This window comes from Legionella beliardensis (genome assembly GCF_900452395.1).
GTDB lineage: Bacteria > Pseudomonadota > Gammaproteobacteria > Legionellales > Legionellaceae > Legionella_C > Legionella_C beliardensis.
The window spans coordinates 2,181,892-2,199,756 of the sequence record NZ_UGNV01000001.1 but is presented as its reverse complement, the minus strand read 5'-3'; the positions used below and the strand labels follow the sequence as shown (position 1 = coordinate 2,199,756).

Below are 17,865 nucleotides of genomic sequence, written 5' to 3'. Positions count from 1 at the left end.
ACATCCATCCCATTAATTTATTGTTTTCGCCTGATAAAAATTTTCGAATTCACTAATTACTTCTTCGGTACTTTGCATAAACTCGGTAAAGACAGAGTCTAATTCCTCTATCGTTTGGGCTTGTTTTGCTCTTTTCTCTAGGCGAATAACTTGGCTTTGTAGGCGAGGTACACCACAAAAACAGCACGCACCATTAAGTTTGTGGGCTGCACTCTCTAAGCCTTTAATGTCTTTATTCTCAAATAATGCTATAAATTCTGGCTGGCTTTTAGTCAGTTCTTCGACAAAACGGGTTAAAAATTCTTCCGCTAAAATTTGATTACCTGATACTTTCTGAACACAAAGTGACCAATCAATCGCTAATGTTTTTGTTTTATTAAGAATACGCAGGAGATGGGTCAATAATTGTTTTTCATCAATTGGTTTTTCTAAGCAAAGGTCAATGCCTAATTTTTTTAGTCTTTCTTGATTTACATCGCTGGTGTTAGCACTGATAACCACAATAGGTGTTCTGCGATTTAATACCGATTCCTTGCGTATTAGGCCGGCTGCTTCTAGACCATTTAGTTTGGGCATTTGCATATCTAAGAGTAATAAATTGTAGTGTTTTTCATGACAAGCTCTAACGGTTTCTTCGCCATTTTCAACAAGCTCAATAGACGCATGTTCTTGCAGGAGAGAGCTTAATAGCATGCGATTGACAGGATTATCTTCGGCTATAAGAATTTCAGGATGAATCACTCGTAATTGCTTTCTTAAATTTTCTAATTCATGGTGATTGTTACTCGTTTGCGAGGCTTCGGTCAAAATAAATTCAATGGTGTCGTATAATTTCTGAATACTTAAAGGCTTATATAAAAATGCTCTGGCGCCTAGCGCTTGTGGGTCATGGATAAGCCATTTTGAAACGATAATACAGGGAATCGTTTGTTTACGTAGCAGTTGCGCTACTTGCTTTTCACAACCTTCGTTGACATTAATAAAGGCAATTTCGCAGTCTTTATATTCCTTAAATGCTTTTTCTAATTGATTAAAGGCACTCACTTTCATGCATTTTATACCCCAAAAGCCTACACCATTACACATGGCCTCAAGTTGCAATGGGTTATCATCAAAGCAGATTGCGCTTAAGTGACCGAAACGATGGCTTTGGTTTTTTTCAACTTCATAAGCGGCTAATTTTTCTAACTTAATTTTAATGATGAAATTAGAGCCTTTATGTAACTCGCTGGTTAGTTGAATACGACCGTGCATGGCTTCGGCTAGTTTTTTACAAATTACTAACCCTAAGCCAGTACCGCCATAGCGTCTGGTGATTGAGGTATCCGCTTGGTTAAATGCATTAAATAATTTGGTTTGATCTTCTTTGGAAATGCCAATGCCTGTATCAGCTACAGAAATAGAGACTAAATAATCTTTTTCTGATTCTTGCTCAATGGTCGTACGAATTAAAACATAACCATGGTCGGTGAATTTAATCGCATTGCTAATTAAGTTAGTTAAAATTTGTTTTAGCCGAAGTGGGTCACCTAAAACAGTTTTGGGAACGCGAACATCTGTAGATGGGATTAAATCAATCGCTTTTTTATGGGCATTGGGGCCTGCTAAAGTTAAAACCTCATCAATACAAGCACGTAAATCAAGCGGTATACAGTCTAGATGTAATTTGCCAGCATCCATTTTTGAGTAATCAAGGATGTCATTAATAATATTTAATAGATCTTGCGCCGATGATTTAATGGTTTTTACATAGTCTAGCTGTAGAGGATCAAGTTTGCTTTCTAGTAAGACATTCGTAAAGCCAATGACACCATTCATTGGCGTGCGAATTTCATGACTCATATTCGCTATGAAATCGGATTGCTGCCTGCTTTTTTCTTCGGTTTTTTTCTTTTCTAAAGACAGTTGGATATTTTTTTCTTCCAAGAGTTCAAGGCTATTTTGTAAATCTTCAGTAGCTACTTCAATATGGTGATTGAGATCATGAATGGTATTTAAATACTGGCGTTGTAAATGAGCACAGCCTTTTTCAATTTCACCAAGTTCGCTGTCACTTGATACAGCAATATGAGTTTCAAATTCATTTTGGTTGATTTGTTTCATACTACGGCGTAGACGCGCAATAGGTAAATAAATGCGTTTGGAAAGAAAATAGTGAATAGTTAAACTAATTAATAAACCAAACAAAGTAATAAAAATGGTAACGATATACATCTGATAACGTTTAATGAGCATGGATTTTGTATCAATGTCAATTGATAACCAGCCAAGAATGTCATCTGCCTGTAAAGGAATATAATCCGGCGCACGCTTAAAGGTTGTAGTTGAATAAAGGTTAAATTTTGAAATGGTAATGGGCGCTACAAAATTAATTGTATAAGGCTCAATCTGTTTGCTTTCAATGTAGTCCCCTGTAAATTCGGGTGGCTTAAACGGCGTATGAATAGAGTGCTTACCGCCGCGATAGGCCATTAAATGACCATCACCGTCATAAAAAGCAAGTGCTATTACTTCAGGGTTTATGGTAGAGGCATTAATGAGTCCTTGTAGCGTACGCCTGTCATTACGCATCATGGCTAATTGGGCTGCGGGTAGAAGCTGTCGAATATAAGCTTCGCCTAAGCGGAACATATGCTGACTTAAATCTTTGTTAAATTATCCGTTATAAAAAACAGCAAATAACAACGCGACAACAAAAACCGGGATTAAAGTAGTAAGGCGAAGCTGATATTTAATGCTTAAGCCTTTCATAGTTAATAACCGCCGCTAAATAAAAAAAGTGCTTCTTGCATAGTTTTTATAAAATTGGCAATACATTGAGTTGGCTTTTCGTTAGATATAAAGTCAGCTATTATAGCCCGAATATTTTCCTGCTTACAATGGAGCTTTTTCAATGGTTGTTAGAACGCGTTTTGCCCCAAGTCCCACAGGCTTTTTACATGTTGGTGGTGTCAGAACCGCCTTGTTTTCATGGTTGTATGCTCGCAAGCATCAGGGCCAATTCGTATTACGGGTTGAAGACACTGACCAGGAGCGTTCTACGCAGGAATCAGTACAAGCAATTCTTGATGGGTTAGCCTGGTTGGGTATGGATTATGATTTAGGCCCTATTTATCAAACAAATCGATATGATAGGTATCATGAAATTGCAAACCAGTTGTTATCGTTAAATTTAGCGTATCGTTGTGTATGCTCAAAGGAGCGTCTCGAGCAACTACGGGAAAAGCAATTAGCAGCAAAAGAAAAGCCGCGTTATGATGGCCACTGCCGTGATTTAAACTTAGCGCCTACTAATGAGCCGTTTGTTATTCGATTCAAAAACCCAGCCACAGGTACGGTTGCTTTTAAAGATGAGGTCTATGGCGATATTCAAGTAGAAAATAGTGAATTAGATGATTTAATATTAATTCGTTCAGATGGTCACCCAACTTATAATTTTGCGGTGGTAATCGATGATTGGGACATGGAGATAACTCATGTCATTCGTGGTGATGATCACATCAATAATACTCCTCGACAAATTAACTTATTTAAAGCGTTAAATGCACCTATTCCTATCTTTGCTCATTTGCCGATGATTTTAGGTGATGATGGTAAACGTTTATCAAAACGTCATGGAGCTGTTAGTGTGCTGCAATTTAAAGAGCAGGGCATACTGCCGCACGCACTTCTTAATTATTTGGTGCGTTTAGGTTGGTCTTATGGTGATCAGGAAATATTTAGCGCCCAGGAAATGATCCAACATTTTGATTTAGCCAACGTGAGTCGAGGCGTGGCTAGTTTTAATTATGAAAAATTATATTGGTTAAACCAACACTATTTAAAAGCCGATTCGCCCTCCGAAGTGGCCCAAGCTCTATTAGGACACTTTCAACATTTAGGTATTAATATTTCAGAAGGGCCTTCATTAGATAAAGTCGTTATACTTCAGGCTGATCGCTGTAAAACATTAGTCGAAATGGCTGAGAAAAGTCGTTATTTTTATCAAGATGTCATTGAATACGATGAGGATGCCATTAAAAAACATCTTCGCCCGGTTGTTTTAGAGCCATTGCAGCGCTTATATGAACGATTACAACAAGAAACCGATTGGGCTGCCGAAACTATTCAACATGCCATTAATGATGTTAGCGCTGAATTTAATATAAATATGAGTAAAATTGGCCAACCATTACGCGTTGCTGTGACCGGCATAAGCATGTCGCCCGCCATTGATGCAACGATTGCCTTAATTGGTAAAACCCGAACATTATTTCGTCTTCATTATGCCCTAGAGCGCATCAAAGAACGTGCCGCGAGTAACCAAAATTAGGCTGTAAGTTGTTAAAGCTTGAACAAAAGGCTAACCTCTTTAGCCACAAGGATTTTATAGCTCTATGCACAAGCTTATCCACAGTTTTTGTGGATAAGCATTTAAACGACAAGTTTTAAATAAATCGATTAAGTAGATATAAAACAAGGAGTTACTTACTAAGTAGTTTAAATATTGACTAATAAGAAAAGAAAGATAGAAAAGTTATCCACAACTTTTTCTTGATGAATTAGAGAGGTATTTCTTGCAATGATAATCAGAAATAAATTAAAAAAACAGTCTTGACTTTGAGAAAGTCGCATAATTTTAGCTAAGGTTTAAAATTACCCTGCTTGTTTTCGATTTATCTCGGAAATACGTGGCTCAATTCTAGTTTACATGGTAGCTTGTATTATTAATAAACTGCGATATTTCGGTTATTAAGGTTTAGTTTAGTAGGAGATAGTATGGCTTGGATTTATTTATTACTTGCTGGTGCTTTTGAAGTGGTATGGGCGGTAGGATTAAAATACACCGAAGGTTTTACCAAATTGTATCCCTCTATAATGACCTTATCTGCCATGTTAATAAGCTTCTTATTGCTTTCACAAGCTTTAAAAGAATTGCCTATTGGAACCGCTTATGCTGTTTGGACGGGAATTGGTGCAGTAGGAACAGTTATTTATGGCTTATATTTTCTTGGTGAGCCAGCTACCTTAATAAGGATTGGTTGTATTTTGCTCATTATTGTAGCTATTTTAGGTTTAAAATTAACTAATCACGCTTAATCACTAGTTCAAAATACTGGGGCTTGATCCATACCCCCTAGTGCCACTTCACTGGATACTGCGCAAGCCGCGGTAATTTAGGTGTAATTTATTTCATACTAAGCAGCAAGTAGTCTGGGTAGTGAAGTGAAACCCAGGTTTCGGCCTTTTGGGCTGTATCAAGGCCACTTTTGCTAACCTATTTATGTAGATACCTTATTGTATAATTAATTACCAATTCAGACTAATACGATCACAATAATCTATTAAATTAGGATGCGCTTGTAGTGCATCTTTTAAAGGATTTTCTAAGGGACTTAATTGTATTGTTCTCATAAAGGCATAAACAGTAGCATCAATTGCGTTAAGCTCTTTACCTAGGCAATAGGTTTTATTGCCTAGCCATGCGGCCACTGCAGCAATATCTTGTACGCCTTGAGCATAAACTTCTTCCTTGCTATGTCTCGCAATGCCTTGCATGATGGCTTGTTTAGTTAATTGTTTCCTAATCCAAGTCAAAGCGAGAAAAGCAATAGGTTTTGGAAAAAAGCCAGAAAAATCAGAATAAATGATCTTAATACCTTTCTTATCCACCCATCTTGAATAAAGAATAATAAAGTAGAGATGTTCTTCAATTAGGCGTTGCATTCCGAGCGCCGCGGGATCAAGAATTGCCATGGAAGGATTATATTGTTTATTTAAGTAATCAATAATAAAAGAAGAGTCAGGAATCAACTTTCCTTTATCTTCTAACACCGGAAATTTACCTTTTGGGCCACGCTTAGGGTTATTTTGTATGACAACCTGATAGGGAAGGGCTGTCATTTTGAGGTAAGCTTCAACTTTAATGCAAAAAGGCGATAAGCTAGGTAGGCCCCAAACACTAGGGTATTGATGTAGGATTAGCATTCTGTTTTTCCAAATGGAGTGGCAAAATTTTGGATTGTGTTTGAAAATGCATATGTAATATTTTCAAAAACCAAAGGTGAAACCACGAGTTTTTAGTGGCGTTACTTAACCATAAACTAAACAATTTATTTAAACACCAGATCAGCACGGACTTGTTGGTTTGCCAACGCAAATCTTCGCTTGTCGCTAAAATCCAAGGTATTTTATGCTGTTGCTCAATTTGCTTTTGTTGCTTAAAGTGGGGTTTCTTTAAGTGACTATTCAGAGTAAATACTTGTTTTAAGGCAACAGTCATACCTTGTCCATACACAGGATTTAAGTAACACAACGCATCGCCCAGCACTAATAAATTAGCTAATTTAAGCCTGCTAAAGTATTTTTTTTGATTAATGAGGTTGTGGAAGAGGCTAAATTTTACTGGTTTTAAGTTAGGGTCGAGTAGCTTATTAAGCTCTGGGTGTTGATAGAGCAGTAGCAAATCATTTAAGGTTTTTATATTTTTAAAAGCGTCCTTGATAGTTGAGATAAAAGTTAGTATGTAATCATTATTTTCTATGGGTGAAATGACAAATCCTAATGGGTTATGCACTTTATCTGCCTGCAGATAAAATTGCTTACAATTTGTTAGTCTCACCTGATCTTTGGGTAACTTAAAAGAAAGATATTGTAAGGTATTTCTTACCATTTTATTTTTTACTGGTAAGGATTGCTCTGCTAGAAGCTGCGATAAGTTTGAGCCACGACCTCGGCATTCAATAAATAAATCTGCTTCTAATTGATAGCAACCTTGCTCGTTGCGATAATTTATTGCCATAATCCTTTTCTTATCGATGATTAAGCGGGTCACTTTACCTTGTATTAATACGAATGAATTGGCATTGATAATGCGCTGATAAAGAATTTTATCCAATAATTGGCGGCTAAAAAGAAGTGTTTTAAAGTCAGACGTATATTGTGGGTATTTACCATAAGGTCCTTGCCAATAAGTATCTGCAGACCAATCAACAAGCTGGGCACCTGCGGCGAGTAATTCGTTTAAAATTCCTGGAAATAATTTTTCTAAGAGCCTCTGGCCTTCTAATAATAAAATATGCAGATGATTAGCTTGGGGTATGCCGCGCCTTTTATTGGCATTTAGCCAATAATTGTCAATGATAAAGATCTGATTTTGTTTATTGCTAAGTCTCTGGGCAGCACAAAGTCCTGCAAAACCACCACCTAGAATGGCAATGCGTGGCACTAAATAAATCCTTGCATAGACTGATGAAGAGATTGTAAATACTTTAAGCCTTTAATGTACTCTAAAGTAGAAAAAGAATTTATTTGATACAGAGCAATTTGGTCAATAATTGTTAGCTGTTCGGCGATTAATTTTTCTTTTGCTTCTTGATAGCTTCCTATATCGCCTTGTCTATTTTCTTGAGCTGATAGAAGCATAATTTCATTGCCAAAGTCATGTTCATTTAATTCGCGTTCAAAGGTTGTTAAGGTATTGCAAATATTACTAAAGCGTTGGGCAAACCAAAAAAATTCCCTAATAATACCAAATTCATTGATGTCAAAATCAGCAATAGCCATTAAATCCATCATCCCGACAATTATAATTCCCATGTTATGAGGTAGGTAGCAGGCGCATTCCACCGTATTGGTCATTTGAGGAAAAATTCTTATTAGTTGTGAATAATGAAGGCCATTAAAGAATTGCTTAATATCAAAATAAAGTAGCATCTTTAAACAATCAAAATGAGGTAATTTTTGCAAAAAAGAGATAATTTGTTGAAATAATTCTTTAGCAAAAGACACAACTTTAGATTCAAACTCTGTTAATCCTTGGGTATCAATAGAGACGTCATCTAAAGGGATTTTCGCAAGTTCATTAATTAATTTGGGATTGGCATAGGTGGGATTATCTACAAAATCATCACATAGGGTAATAAAAAGGCCTAAAAGAATTTTTGTATTAATTAAGTCCTTAAAGTAATCGGCCGGGACCTGATTTAAGGTAACTTGTGCATAGCCCTTGGGTAAAAATTCACTAAATAGCGATTTATTACGTTTAAAACCTAGTTTGTAATAATCAGCAATCCTTGATTCTACAGATGTATTCATTCCTTTTTATCGCTTCCTGATTAATAATTTAATAGTGTCTTTAGGATGTTGCGTTACCATCGCTTGTGTCCTTAAGCGACCATACTCTTTTAATTCAAATTGAAAATCAAGTACTAATTTTGAGATGACATAAATGGCTTCAATCATAGCTAATTGGTACCCACTACAAATACGTTTACCCATACCAAAAGGAATATAAGCATACTTATGTGCAGTAGAATTATTGATGAATCGCTCTGGATAAAATTTATTAGGTTTTGGCCAAAAATCAGGATGGCGGTGTAAATCTCTAATATTTATTAATACAATATTACCGGGCTTAATAATTTGCTTATCCAATACAGTTGTTTCTTTTACTTCACGCGCCAATATCCATGCCGGTGGGTATAGCCTTAAACTTTCTTGATAAACAGCTTGAGTATAAGTTAAGGATTTTAACGCGGGTAGGGTTATTGCTGAAGTTGAGTGAAGCACCTGTTGTACTTCTTGATAAACTTTTGCTTGCACCGTTTGATGCTTACTTAATAAATAAAAGGTAAACGCTAATGAGGCTGCTGTGGTTTCAAATCCGGCAAATAAAAAGGTGGTGATTTGATCAAGAATTAAATGATTAGAATTAAGCCTAGTTAAGGAGGAATAAAAAGGACATGGAATTTGGCCATCCATGAGCGCGCATTGTTTTTTTACAGCGTCTAACAAACGTTTGCGGTGTTTTTTTATCAGGTTATTTGTAGGCGTGGGTAGCCACAGAGGGAAGTCAAAAATACTACGTAATTTTTTACCACATTGTTGATTTAGGGCAATAAAGTGATTTGTTATATTTTCAGTATTACTAATATTATTAGGGCCAAGAGTAATATTCATAATACTGCCTAAAGCATAATGAGTCATCACGTCGAAACAATCAATCTGGTCATTGAGCTTAGTCGTTTTTAAATACTCGATATTCTTTTCAAAGAAGGGAAGATAGCTTTCTAACGCTAGGCGATAAAAATTAGGCTGGGTGATGGCATGGATTTTCTCCCAGGCTTGGCCTTCTAATTGAACAATACCATGTTTTCCAGTAATGGGTCTTATTTTATCAAAAACCATGCGGCATTTTTGATAATTTTCATCAGTAAGAATTGTTTTAACTAAATTAGGTTCGGTCACAATAAAAAATTTTTTGTGTCCCATTGATACAGATGCTAAATTCCCCTGTTGCAGAAATTGTTGATGCAAAAAGGGAATAGGTCGTGCAATGAACTGTTTAATATTACTTAAAGGAGATGCCATCCTTACTCCCAATCAAATGTGTGTGCCTTTACTCTTCAAGCTTATTAAGCTTTATTTCAGCCTTTAAAACTACCCAAGTTACTAGCAAGCTTATCGCAACAAATACTGTCGCCTGAATAATATTGCGCAGCGGTAGAAATGTAATTGCAAGGATATTTAATGCTAATGCTAAGCAAGGAATGATAATAGAAACATGAAAGGCTTTGTCATCCTGAAGCTTGCCGCGTTCTCTTAACTTAATTTTTATCAATGCGATATTGCTGAAGGAAAATATCATCAAAACGATAGTGCTCGTTGCACTGGCAAGCTCGCTTAAATTACCTACAAAGCTTAATAAAAGTACCATAGGAAATATAAGTAAAATAGCAACATAGGGCGTATGGTATTTACTATGAACGGTTTGGAATAATTTTGGCATGAGATTCTCTCGGGACATGCCATAAAGTAAACGTGATGCGGTAATATAGTTTAACAAGGTTGTGTTTGATACAGCAAAAAGCGCAATAATTGCAAACAAATACGTGGGAATAGCCGGATAAGATTTAGTCACGACGTCAAACAAAGGCGCTTCTGACTGACCCAGTTCGCTGCCTGGAATAATTGCGGTTGCTGTCCAACTTACACCTAAATATAAGATGCCAGCTACTCCTAGCGAGGATAGTATAGCGCGAGGTAAGTTTTTTTCGGGTTCCTTTACCTCTTCTGCCACATTAGCTAGATCTTCAAAGCCCGTGAAGGCAAAAAATGCTAACGCAGCTCCCTTAAGTACATTGCCAATTCCAGGAAATTCTTCTGAAGTTGTGCTAACAGCTTGGCTATCTGTTGTTGATAAAAACCAAAACCCACAGAATAAAACAATCAGTAACCCGCTTAATTCTATAAATGTACTAATTATATTAGCGACTGAGGATTGCCTAATGCCACGGATATTAATACTAAGTAGGAGGCTGAAAAAAAATAAAACACCTAGCCACTTGGGTATTTTAAAGCCAAATGTGCCAAGATAGCCTACAAACGCTTGTGATAAAGTTGACATGGAAAAGATGGTCGCACTAAATAAAAGTAACCCTGCAAAAATTGACATCCATTTTTGACCAAAGGCTTCTTGTATATAGACTGACACACCGCCGCTTTGGGGGAAACGGCTACTAAGTTCGCTGTAACTAAGTGCGGTAAGTAACACAATAGCCATTGCTATTGCAAAAGATAACCAGGTTAACGAGCCCGCATGACCTGCTATTTTTCCTACAATGGAGTAAATACCTGCCCCAAGAATATCACCTATCCCATAGATGATTAAGGCGCCCAAACCAAGGACTCTGACTAGACCGCTCTGCGGCTTGCTCATTTCACAATATCCCTATTTCCAGTAAATCAATTGGTTACTTTAAAATAAGCTTATTTATAAAGTAATTTTTAAAAAAATTAAATAAGAATTTAATTTGCTACACCTGCAACAGCTTGACAGATGCTAACTAACTATTTTTTTTCCGACCTAAATGGACGCTAGATTAATGCTTTTTTTTTACAATAATTGCATCACTGACGTTAGAAAAGCCATGCACATTTAAGCGAAATGAATCGACTTCGGCATGTAACTGACTTGAACTTCCACCATCAAGATTAAGCGCATTAACACAGTTAAGGGGTGGCGCTTTCATTAATTGCGCTAATTCAGTCGTTGAAAGCGGTGTATTTTCAGTAACTAAAATAATGACTTGTCCATCTGCTGTAATTCCAAGCGCTGAACGTTCAGCGCGCCCAGGCTTTAAAGGTGGTATTTGACCATTAATAAGTAAACGTGGGCCACTTTGCATAGCAAATTCAATGTGTTTATTACGTCTAAATTGACGAACATTTTTTAGGTAAGCTTTGTTATTTTTAATGTAAAAAACGCCCCACCAACTAATCTGTTTAAGCGGGCTTTGTTGTTTTTTGTTATTTATTCTTAAGCCTAATGGATGAAAATTGTGATCAAAAAAACCGCCATTAATGGTAATAAGCGCTTTGCTATGCTGAGCATACTCATCAGCAGAGGCATGCTTCATGGCTAAATCTTTTGCCATAACTAAAGCAAGTTGGTTTGAATTTAAATCAATCCGAAAAGCATGAATATGAGACCAAGGCGAAAGATAGCTATCATTTAAATCTTGATAAAGTAAACCGGGGCTTAATTTGTGCCAGTTCGTAGCAGCAAGCGCATAATTAAGCAAGATCAGTATAAATAAAACAGTAAAAGCTGATTTCCAACCTTGTCTCAACCATTTTATTATCGCAATGGTTTGACTGAACATCTTATTCTTGTATCCTTATGCTTTATTTTTATAGTGGAATAGCTATGCAAAATTCATTAAAAAATCTTACTAAAGCAAAACAAAAATCGGCAAGTGATTTATCTACCTTGATGCAAGATATCCTAGATCGCGCTCGTAAGCAAGGCGCGACCGATGCTGCTGTTTCGGTCAACCATGACAGTGGTTTTTCAGTCGATGTGCGTATGAAAGATGTGGAAACAGTCTCCTTTAATGAAGATAAAGGCGTCAGTTTGGTCGTCTACATAGGGCATCGTAAGGGCGCTGCTAGCAGTACAGATACATCACCGCAAGCATTAGATAATTTAGTGAAAGCCGCTTATGAAATTGCCCAAGTTAGCGCAGAAGATAAATGTTTTGGTCTAGCTGATCGGGATTTATTAACGAATGAATACCCTGAGTTAGATTTATCTCATCCTTGGGATATTAATCCTACAGAGGCAATCGAGATGGCTCTAGACTGTGAAGCCCAAGCTTTAGCCTATGATAAGCGCATAAAAAATTCCGATGGTGTTAATTTATCGACTTATAATTTTATGCATGGTTATGCCAATACTTATGGTGCCTTAGGAGTAATTGATGGGACAAGACATAGTATAAGTTGCTCTTTAATTGCGCAAGAAGGCGAGTCGATGCAACGCGATTACGATTATACGACAGCGCGTCATGCCAATGATTTAAGTTCTTTAAAACATTTAGCCGAAAGTACAGTTCAGCGTACGGTTAGCCGTTTAGGGGCAAAACAAGTAAAGACGCAAAAAGTGCCTGTTTTATTTTCGTCGCGTATTTCTAGTGGTATTTTATCAAGTTTAATTAATGCAATTAGTGGCTCTAATTTGTATCGTAAAAACTCGTTTTTATTAGACGCCTTAGACCAACGAATTTTCCCGACTAACATTAAAATTTATGAACAGCCACATTTATTAAAAGGATTAGGTAGTTCTCCTTTTGATGGTGAAGGCGTTCCTACCCGAAATAATATTTTTGTAGAAGATGGCTATCTTCGTCAGTATGTTTTAAGCAGTTATTCAGCAAGACGTATGGGACTAAAGACCACAGCTAACAGCAGCGGTGTTCATAATTTAACAATAAATCCAACGGCAGGAAACTTAGATGATTTAATCAAGCAAATGGATAAAGGTCTATTAGTCACGGAGTTAATGGGCCAGGGCGTAAACGTGCTAACTGGTGATTACTCTCGCGGCGCTTCTGGTTTTTGGGTAGAAAATGGCGCTATACAGTTTCCTGTTGAGGAAGTAACAATTGCTGGTAATCTAAAAAATATGTTTTTAGCAATTCAAGCAGTAGGCAATGATTTTAATCCTAATATTGCAACCCGCTGTGGTTCAATACTAATTGACGGTCTCACTGTAGCGGGTCACTGATAGATTTATTTCCTAATAGCGCCTAATACATAAGTTAACTGCAAGCATATTCCATTAATAGGAATATGCTTTTTATTTAAAAATAGCGTATTAGGCTGTCATGGGAAGGGAAATTGAGCAGGGATTAATTTTTGTCGCGGAAGGTTATACGTCCTTTAGTTAAATCATAAGGGGTCAGCTCAACTTTAACTTTATCGCCTGTTAAAATACGAATATAGTGTTTACGCATACGGCCTGAAATATGTGCCGTAACAATATGACCATTTTCCAGCTCAACACGAAACATTGTATTAGGTAGTGTCTCAATTACCGTACCAAGCATTTCAATATGATCTTCTTTTGCCATGAGGCCTCTCAAAAAATAAATTAAATAAAAGGTAAATAGTGCCTTAAAATAAGGAAAATGGCAATTAAGCTTTGCTTATTATCAGCAATTACCTTTCCAGTTTCTACAGATGGTAATAACAAAGGTTTATACATAGAGGCTAGTTGTAAACCTTCGAAGCACAGAGATGGGCTCTGAGCGCCAGGAAGGCTTTATGCGTGTTTACAACTAGCCTCTATGTATAAGCCTTTGTTGGCACTATCTTTTTAAGTGGTAACTGCTGCCTTCACTGCCAAATACCTTGCTTTGACGGGTGCTTTAAAGCATTTTTTAGCTGCTGTAAAAACTCTTGGCGGCTGATTATGATAGCACCTAAATTTTGCAAGTGTTCAGTGGGTAGCTGGCAATCAATAAAATCAAATTGCCATTCTTTCAGTGTTTGACATAAATAAAACAAGGCTATTTTTGAGGCATCCCTTGTTAGATGAAACATGGATTCACCAAAAAAGGCTCGGCCTAAGCTCACGCCATACAAACCACCAACTAACGTGCCGGCAGACCAAATTTCAATAGAATGAGCATAACCGAGATGGTGTAATTCAATATAAGCTTGTTGCATATCATCAGTAATCCACGTATTTTGCCTACGCTTAGCAACGGTCGCACATGCATGAATAACTTCCTCAAAGTGTGTGTCCATTGTAAATTGATGCGGTTTTTTTAGGGATTTTTTTAAACTTTGCGCTAGTTTAAATTGATTAGGATAAAGAATTAAGCGCGGATCAGGTGACCACCATAATATGGGATAATCAGCCTCAAACCAAGGAAAGATGCCTTGACTATAAGCTGCTAATAGACGGGGTGCTGATAGATCACCACCAATAGCTAATAGACCCTGTTTATCTGCTTGCTCTGGGCTAGGGAAGGTATAGAGTGAATCAAAACTAGTCATTAGCGCATTGGTTAAGTCATACTATAGATAAGTCTATTCTAAATTAGAAAATTATGCTTTAGAACTAAGCTGATTCCCGCAAAGCGCGAATCAGTAATAGTACGTTGATTAGTGATTTAAATCATCTAGAAATTTTTCCGCATCTAAGGCCGCCATACAACCGAAGCCTGCGGAGGTAATGGCTTGTCGGTAAACATGATCAGCCACATCGCCACAAGCGAAAACACCAGGAATAGATGTCGCAGTTGCCATTCCTTCTAAACCAGAACGAATAATTAAATACCCATCATTAGTCATGGTTAATTGGTTTTTAAATAAGCTAGTATTAGGGTCATGACCAATCGCAATAAAGACACCGTCTACTTTAAGGTAGCTGATGTTATCTTGATTGGTTTGACGTAGATTAACGCCAGTTACTTTAATACCGTCGCCTAAGACTTCATCTAAGGTGTGGTTCCAGAGTAACTTAATATTGCCTGTTTGTGCTTTTTCAAATAATTTATCTTGCAGAATTTTTTCGGCTCTTAACGTATCCCGGCGGTGAATTAGGGTAACTGAGGCAGCGATATTAGAAAGATAAAGTGCTTCTTCCACAGCAGTATTACCACCTCCAATGACACAGACATCTTTGTTGCGATAAAAAAAGCCATCACAAGTAGCACAAGCTGAAACGCCTCGCCCCTGATACGCTTGTTCTGAAGGTAGCCCCAGATAACGCGCTGAGGCACCCGTTGCAATAATTAATGCATCACAGGTATAGGTTTCACTATCACCACGCAAGATGAAAGGGCGCTGGCTTAAATCAGCATCAGTAATGTGATCAAAAATGACTTTAGTTTCAAACCGCTCAGCATGTTTTTGCATGCGCTCCATCAAGGCTGGCCCTTGTAAACCTTCAACATCACCAGGCCAATTATCTACCTCAGTAGTTGTTGTTAACTGGCCACCAGGTTGCATGCCGGTAATTAATACGGGTTTAAGATTTGCACGTGCGGCATAAACGGCAGCCGTATATCCTGCGGGACCAGAACCTAATATAATTAATCGATGATGATTGTTACTGCTTATCATTTCTTTCTTCTTAATAAAATATGTTAATATGGCAAATAGTATGATAGAAAAACAGATTTTAAAATAGTTATGACAAAAAGAGACGCAAGCACCAAATCTAAAAATAATAAAACGCGACCCGCGTTTCTTATAAAGCGAATCAGTGAAGGTAGTTTTATTCTGCTTTTAACGGGTGTTTTGTTTGTTATCCTGTCTTTATGTACTTATCATGTCAGTGATCCTAGCTGGATAGGTAAAAAACAAAGTCAGGTAGAAATAGCAAATGCAGGCGGCCATGTAGGCGCTTATATTGCTAATGCCTTATATTTTGCCTTTGGTTATTGCTGTTTTTTTCTACCAATAGGTATTATCTTTATCGCTTGGTTGGCTTTAAAAGAATATCGCACATCGCAACATATTAATAAGCTCGTACTCTCCTTAAGAATCAGTGGCTTTCTCCTCACTATTATAGGCAGTTGTGGTTTACTCAGTTTAGAATCGGTTATTGCTAATCTGAATAACATACACAGTGCCGGTGGTGTTTTAGGCTATTGGATAGCTAAAGGGTTTTATTATGCTTTAAATTTACAAGGTGCATCCTTACTTCTATTAGCATTTCTCCTCGTTGGTGTCACTTGGTTAACAGGATTTTCTTGGTTAAAACTCTCAGAATTAATTGGTTTTTATACCATGCTTGCTTGTCGATGGACGGTTAACAATTTAAAAGCTGCAGGCCTTTTTATAAAAACACAAGCTAGGCAGCTGACGACAAGAAATAAGCCTACTCTACAACCAACGCGGCAAGATAGACGGCCTAACTTAGCGTTAAGAAGAGAGCCAGAAAAGAAAGAAAAGATAGACAATAAACCTATTCCAATTCTCATGCCCGCAGAGCCTGTTGTAATTAACACCGCGTTTAATACGATGGTGGAAGCTGCACCTAGCAAGCCTGTAGCCAAAGAGAAGAAAGCCAAACCACCTGTGGCTGGTGGCCTACCTTCGTTAAGTTTGCTTGATAAAGGGCAGGCGGGAAGGCCTTTAGGTGGTTATACACATCAGGAACTAGAAACACTATCACGCGAAGTTGAGCAGCATCTTTTAGATTTTGGTATTCAAGCCGATGTGGTTGCGGTCCACCCAGGGCCTGTAATTACGCGTTTTGAATTGCAGTTGGCTGCAGGTATTAAAGTAAGTAAGCTTACGGCATTAGCCAAAGATTTGGCACGCTCATTATCGGTAATTAGCGTACGTGTTGTTGAAGTTATTCCAGGAAAAACAGTCGTAGGCCTTGAGCTACCTAATCAGCAACGAGAAATTGTGCGCCTATCTTCGGTATTCTCGGCTGATGTTTACCAGCATGCTATGTCACCTTTAACATTGGCCTTAGGCGTGGATATTGCAGGTCATCCAATGGTAGTTGATTTAGCTAAAATGCCTCATTTACTAGTTGCTGGTACGACCGGTTCAGGCAAATCAGTAGGCATTAATGCCATGATTTTAAGTCTATTATTTAAAGCAGGCCCTGATCAGGTCCGTTTAATCATGATTGATCCTAAAATGTTAGAGTTATCAGTCTATGACGGTATTCCTCATTTATTAACTCCTGTGGTTACTGACATGAAAGAGGCTGCAAGTGCATTACGTTGGTGTGTTGCTGAAATGGAGCGGCGTTACCGATTGATGGCAGCTTTAGGTGTGCGTAATTTAACTGGTTTTAATATCAAGGTGAATGAAGCGGCTGAGAAAGGTGAACCTTTAACTGATCCTTTATGGAAAGCAAGCGATGGCGTTGATAGTAATCCGCCCCTATTACAGCAACTACCTTATATTGTAGTCATTGTCGATGAATTAGCAGACATGATGATGGTTGTTGGTAAAAAGGTTGAGCAATTAATTGCCAGAATTGCTCAAAAAGCCAGAGCTGCTGGTATCCATTTAATTCTAGCAACGCAGCGTCCTTCAGTGGATGTGTTAACAGGCTTAATTAAGTCAAATATTCCGACACGTATGTCGTTTCAGGTTTCCTCAAAAATTGATTCACGTACTATTCTTGATCAACAGGGAGCCGAACAATTACTAGGTCATGGTGATATGCTGTATTTAGCACCCGGTACAGGTGCGCCATTACGAGTACATGGTGCGTTTGTTGATGATAAAGAGGTACATCGTATTGCTGATGATTGGCGTGGTCGTGGTGAGCCTGATTACATTGAGGAGATTACGCAAACACTAGATAGTTCAGAAGGTGGAATGAGTGAAGATGGGCAAGATACGGAAGATGCTGATCCATTATATGATCAAGCGGTAGAGTTTATCATCCAGACTCGTAAGGCCAGTATTTCATCGGTACAAAGACGGTTTAAAATAGGCTATAATCGCGCAGCTCGTTTAGTGGAAGAAATGGAGCGTACCGGTATTGTTGGTCCGCTAGATGGTGGCTATAGAGATGTACTCGTTTCAGCTGTCCCGGAAGAATAATGAGGAAAAAGC

The 17,865-nt window shown here is 37.7% G+C and carries 13 protein-coding genes and 1 pseudogene; 4 read left to right on the top strand and 10 right to left on the bottom strand.

Annotated elements, in window-relative coordinates:
* Window positions 1-12: 12 nt before the first annotated feature.
* A pseudogene (letS, locus tag DYE47_RS09695) lies at window positions 13-2,751 on the bottom strand (two-component system sensor histidine kinase LetS).
* Window positions 2,752-2,893: 142 nt separating this feature from the next.
* Between letS and gltX the strand changes: the two are divergent.
* Both gltX and sugE read left to right on the top strand, forming a co-directional pair.
* Window positions 2,894-4,312: a glutamate--tRNA ligase gene (gltX, locus tag DYE47_RS09690; protein ID WP_115303073.1), complete on the top strand. Its 1,419-nt coding sequence runs from the start codon at window positions 2,894-2,896 to the stop codon at window positions 4,310-4,312.
* Between the two features lie 446 nt (window positions 4,313-4,758).
* Complete coding sequence (gene sugE, locus DYE47_RS09685; protein ID WP_115303072.1) at window positions 4,759-5,079, top strand: quaternary ammonium compound efflux SMR transporter SugE; 321 nt, start codon at window positions 4,759-4,761, stop codon at window positions 5,077-5,079.
* A gap of 210 nt (window positions 5,080-5,289) precedes the next feature.
* Here the strand turns inward: sugE and DYE47_RS15945 are convergent, their stop codons facing one another.
* From DYE47_RS15945 to DYE47_RS09650, 6 genes are all read right to left on the bottom strand, one after another.
* Window positions 5,290-5,967 carry a glutathione S-transferase family protein gene (locus DYE47_RS15945; protein WP_131750075.1) on the bottom strand — a complete coding sequence of 226 codons (678 nt, stop codon included), beginning with the start codon at window positions 5,965-5,967 and terminating at the stop codon, window positions 5,290-5,292.
* Window positions 5,942-7,207 (bottom strand): NAD(P)/FAD-dependent oxidoreductase, encoded by a 1,266-nt coding sequence (locus DYE47_RS09670; RefSeq protein WP_160149886.1) that lies wholly within the window; start codon window positions 7,205-7,207, stop codon window positions 5,942-5,944. The genes DYE47_RS15945 and DYE47_RS09670 overlap by 26 nt, the downstream gene beginning before the upstream one ends.
* Complete coding sequence (locus DYE47_RS09665) at window positions 7,207-8,076, bottom strand: hypothetical protein (protein WP_115303070.1); 870 nt, start codon at window positions 8,074-8,076, stop codon at window positions 7,207-7,209. The genes DYE47_RS09670 and DYE47_RS09665 overlap by 1 nt, the downstream gene beginning before the upstream one ends.
* A 6-nt stretch (window positions 8,077-8,082) precedes the next feature.
* On the bottom strand, window positions 8,083-9,351 hold the full coding sequence (locus DYE47_RS09660) for a cytochrome P450 (protein ID WP_115303069.1): 1,269 nt from the start codon (window positions 9,349-9,351) through the stop codon (window positions 8,083-8,085).
* A gap of 28 nt (window positions 9,352-9,379) precedes the next feature.
* Window positions 9,380-10,699 (bottom strand): APC family permease, encoded by a 1,320-nt coding sequence (locus tag DYE47_RS09655; protein WP_115303068.1) that lies wholly within the window; start codon window positions 10,697-10,699, stop codon window positions 9,380-9,382.
* A 163-nt stretch (window positions 10,700-10,862) separates the two neighbouring features.
* Window positions 10,863-11,645, bottom strand: coding sequence for a phosphodiester glycosidase family protein (locus DYE47_RS09650; RefSeq protein WP_115303067.1), 783 nt, complete (start codon window positions 11,643-11,645; stop codon window positions 10,863-10,865).
* 44 nt (window positions 11,646-11,689) lie between these two features.
* On the opposite strand from DYE47_RS09650, the gene pmbA reads away from it, so the two are divergent.
* The gene (pmbA, locus tag DYE47_RS09645) at window positions 11,690-13,048 is read left to right on the top strand and encodes a metalloprotease PmbA (RefSeq protein WP_115303066.1); all 1,359 of its coding nucleotides are present in this window, start codon (window positions 11,690-11,692) and stop codon (window positions 13,046-13,048) included.
* Window positions 13,049-13,172: 124 nt separating this feature from the next.
* Here pmbA and infA read toward each other — a convergent pair whose 3' ends face one another.
* The 3 genes from infA to trxB form a co-directional block, all read right to left on the bottom strand.
* Entirely contained in the window at window positions 13,173-13,394 is a 222-nt protein-coding gene (gene infA, locus DYE47_RS09640; protein WP_115303065.1) for a translation initiation factor IF-1, read from the bottom strand.
* A 265-nt stretch (window positions 13,395-13,659) separates the two neighbouring features.
* Window positions 13,660-14,325, bottom strand: coding sequence for a leucyl/phenylalanyl-tRNA--protein transferase (aat, locus tag DYE47_RS09635; protein WP_115303064.1), 666 nt, complete (start codon window positions 14,323-14,325; stop codon window positions 13,660-13,662).
* A 108-nt stretch (window positions 14,326-14,433) separates the two neighbouring features.
* Window positions 14,434-15,396 (bottom strand): thioredoxin-disulfide reductase, encoded by a 963-nt coding sequence (gene trxB, locus DYE47_RS09630; protein ID WP_423202357.1) that lies wholly within the window; start codon window positions 15,394-15,396, stop codon window positions 14,434-14,436.
* A 69-nt stretch (window positions 15,397-15,465) separates the two neighbouring features.
* On the opposite strand from trxB, the gene DYE47_RS09625 reads away from it, so the two are divergent.
* The gene (locus tag DYE47_RS09625) at window positions 15,466-17,853 is read left to right on the top strand and encodes a DNA translocase FtsK (protein WP_115303063.1); all 2,388 of its coding nucleotides are present in this window, start codon (window positions 15,466-15,468) and stop codon (window positions 17,851-17,853) included.
* The last annotated feature ends 12 nt before the right edge of the window (window positions 17,854-17,865 follow it).

Coding starts and splice junctions, on each gene's coding strand:
- gltX (WP_115303073.1), top strand. CDS start 2,894: ATGGTTGTTAGAACGCGTTTTGCCCCAAGTCCCACAGGCTTTTTACAT.
- sugE (WP_115303072.1), top strand. CDS start 4,759: ATGGCTTGGATTTATTTATTACTTGCTGGTGCTTTTGAAGTGGTATGG.
- DYE47_RS15945 (WP_131750075.1), bottom strand. CDS start 5,967: ATGCTAATCCTACATCAATACCCTAGTGTTTGGGGCCTACCTAGCTTA.
- DYE47_RS09665 (WP_115303070.1), bottom strand. CDS start 8,076: ATGAATACATCTGTAGAATCAAGGATTGCTGATTATTACAAACTAGGT.
- DYE47_RS09660 (WP_115303069.1), bottom strand. CDS start 9,351: ATGGCATCTCCTTTAAGTAATATTAAACAGTTCATTGCACGACCTATT.
- DYE47_RS09655 (WP_115303068.1), bottom strand. CDS start 10,699: ATGAGCAAGCCGCAGAGCGGTCTAGTCAGAGTCCTTGGTTTGGGCGCC.
- DYE47_RS09650 (WP_115303067.1), bottom strand. CDS start 11,645: ATGTTCAGTCAAACCATTGCGATAATAAAATGGTTGAGACAAGGTTGG.
- pmbA (WP_115303066.1), top strand. CDS start 11,690: ATGCAAAATTCATTAAAAAATCTTACTAAAGCAAAACAAAAATCGGCA.
- infA (WP_115303065.1), bottom strand. CDS start 13,394: ATGGCAAAAGAAGATCATATTGAAATGCTTGGTACGGTAATTGAGACA.
- aat (WP_115303064.1), bottom strand. CDS start 14,325: ATGACTAGTTTTGATTCACTCTATACCTTCCCTAGCCCAGAGCAAGCA.
- trxB (WP_423202357.1), bottom strand. CDS start 15,396: ATGATAAGCAGTAACAATCATCATCGATTAATTATATTAGGTTCTGGT.
- DYE47_RS09625 (WP_115303063.1), top strand. CDS start 15,466: ATGACAAAAAGAGACGCAAGCACCAAATCTAAAAATAATAAAACGCGA.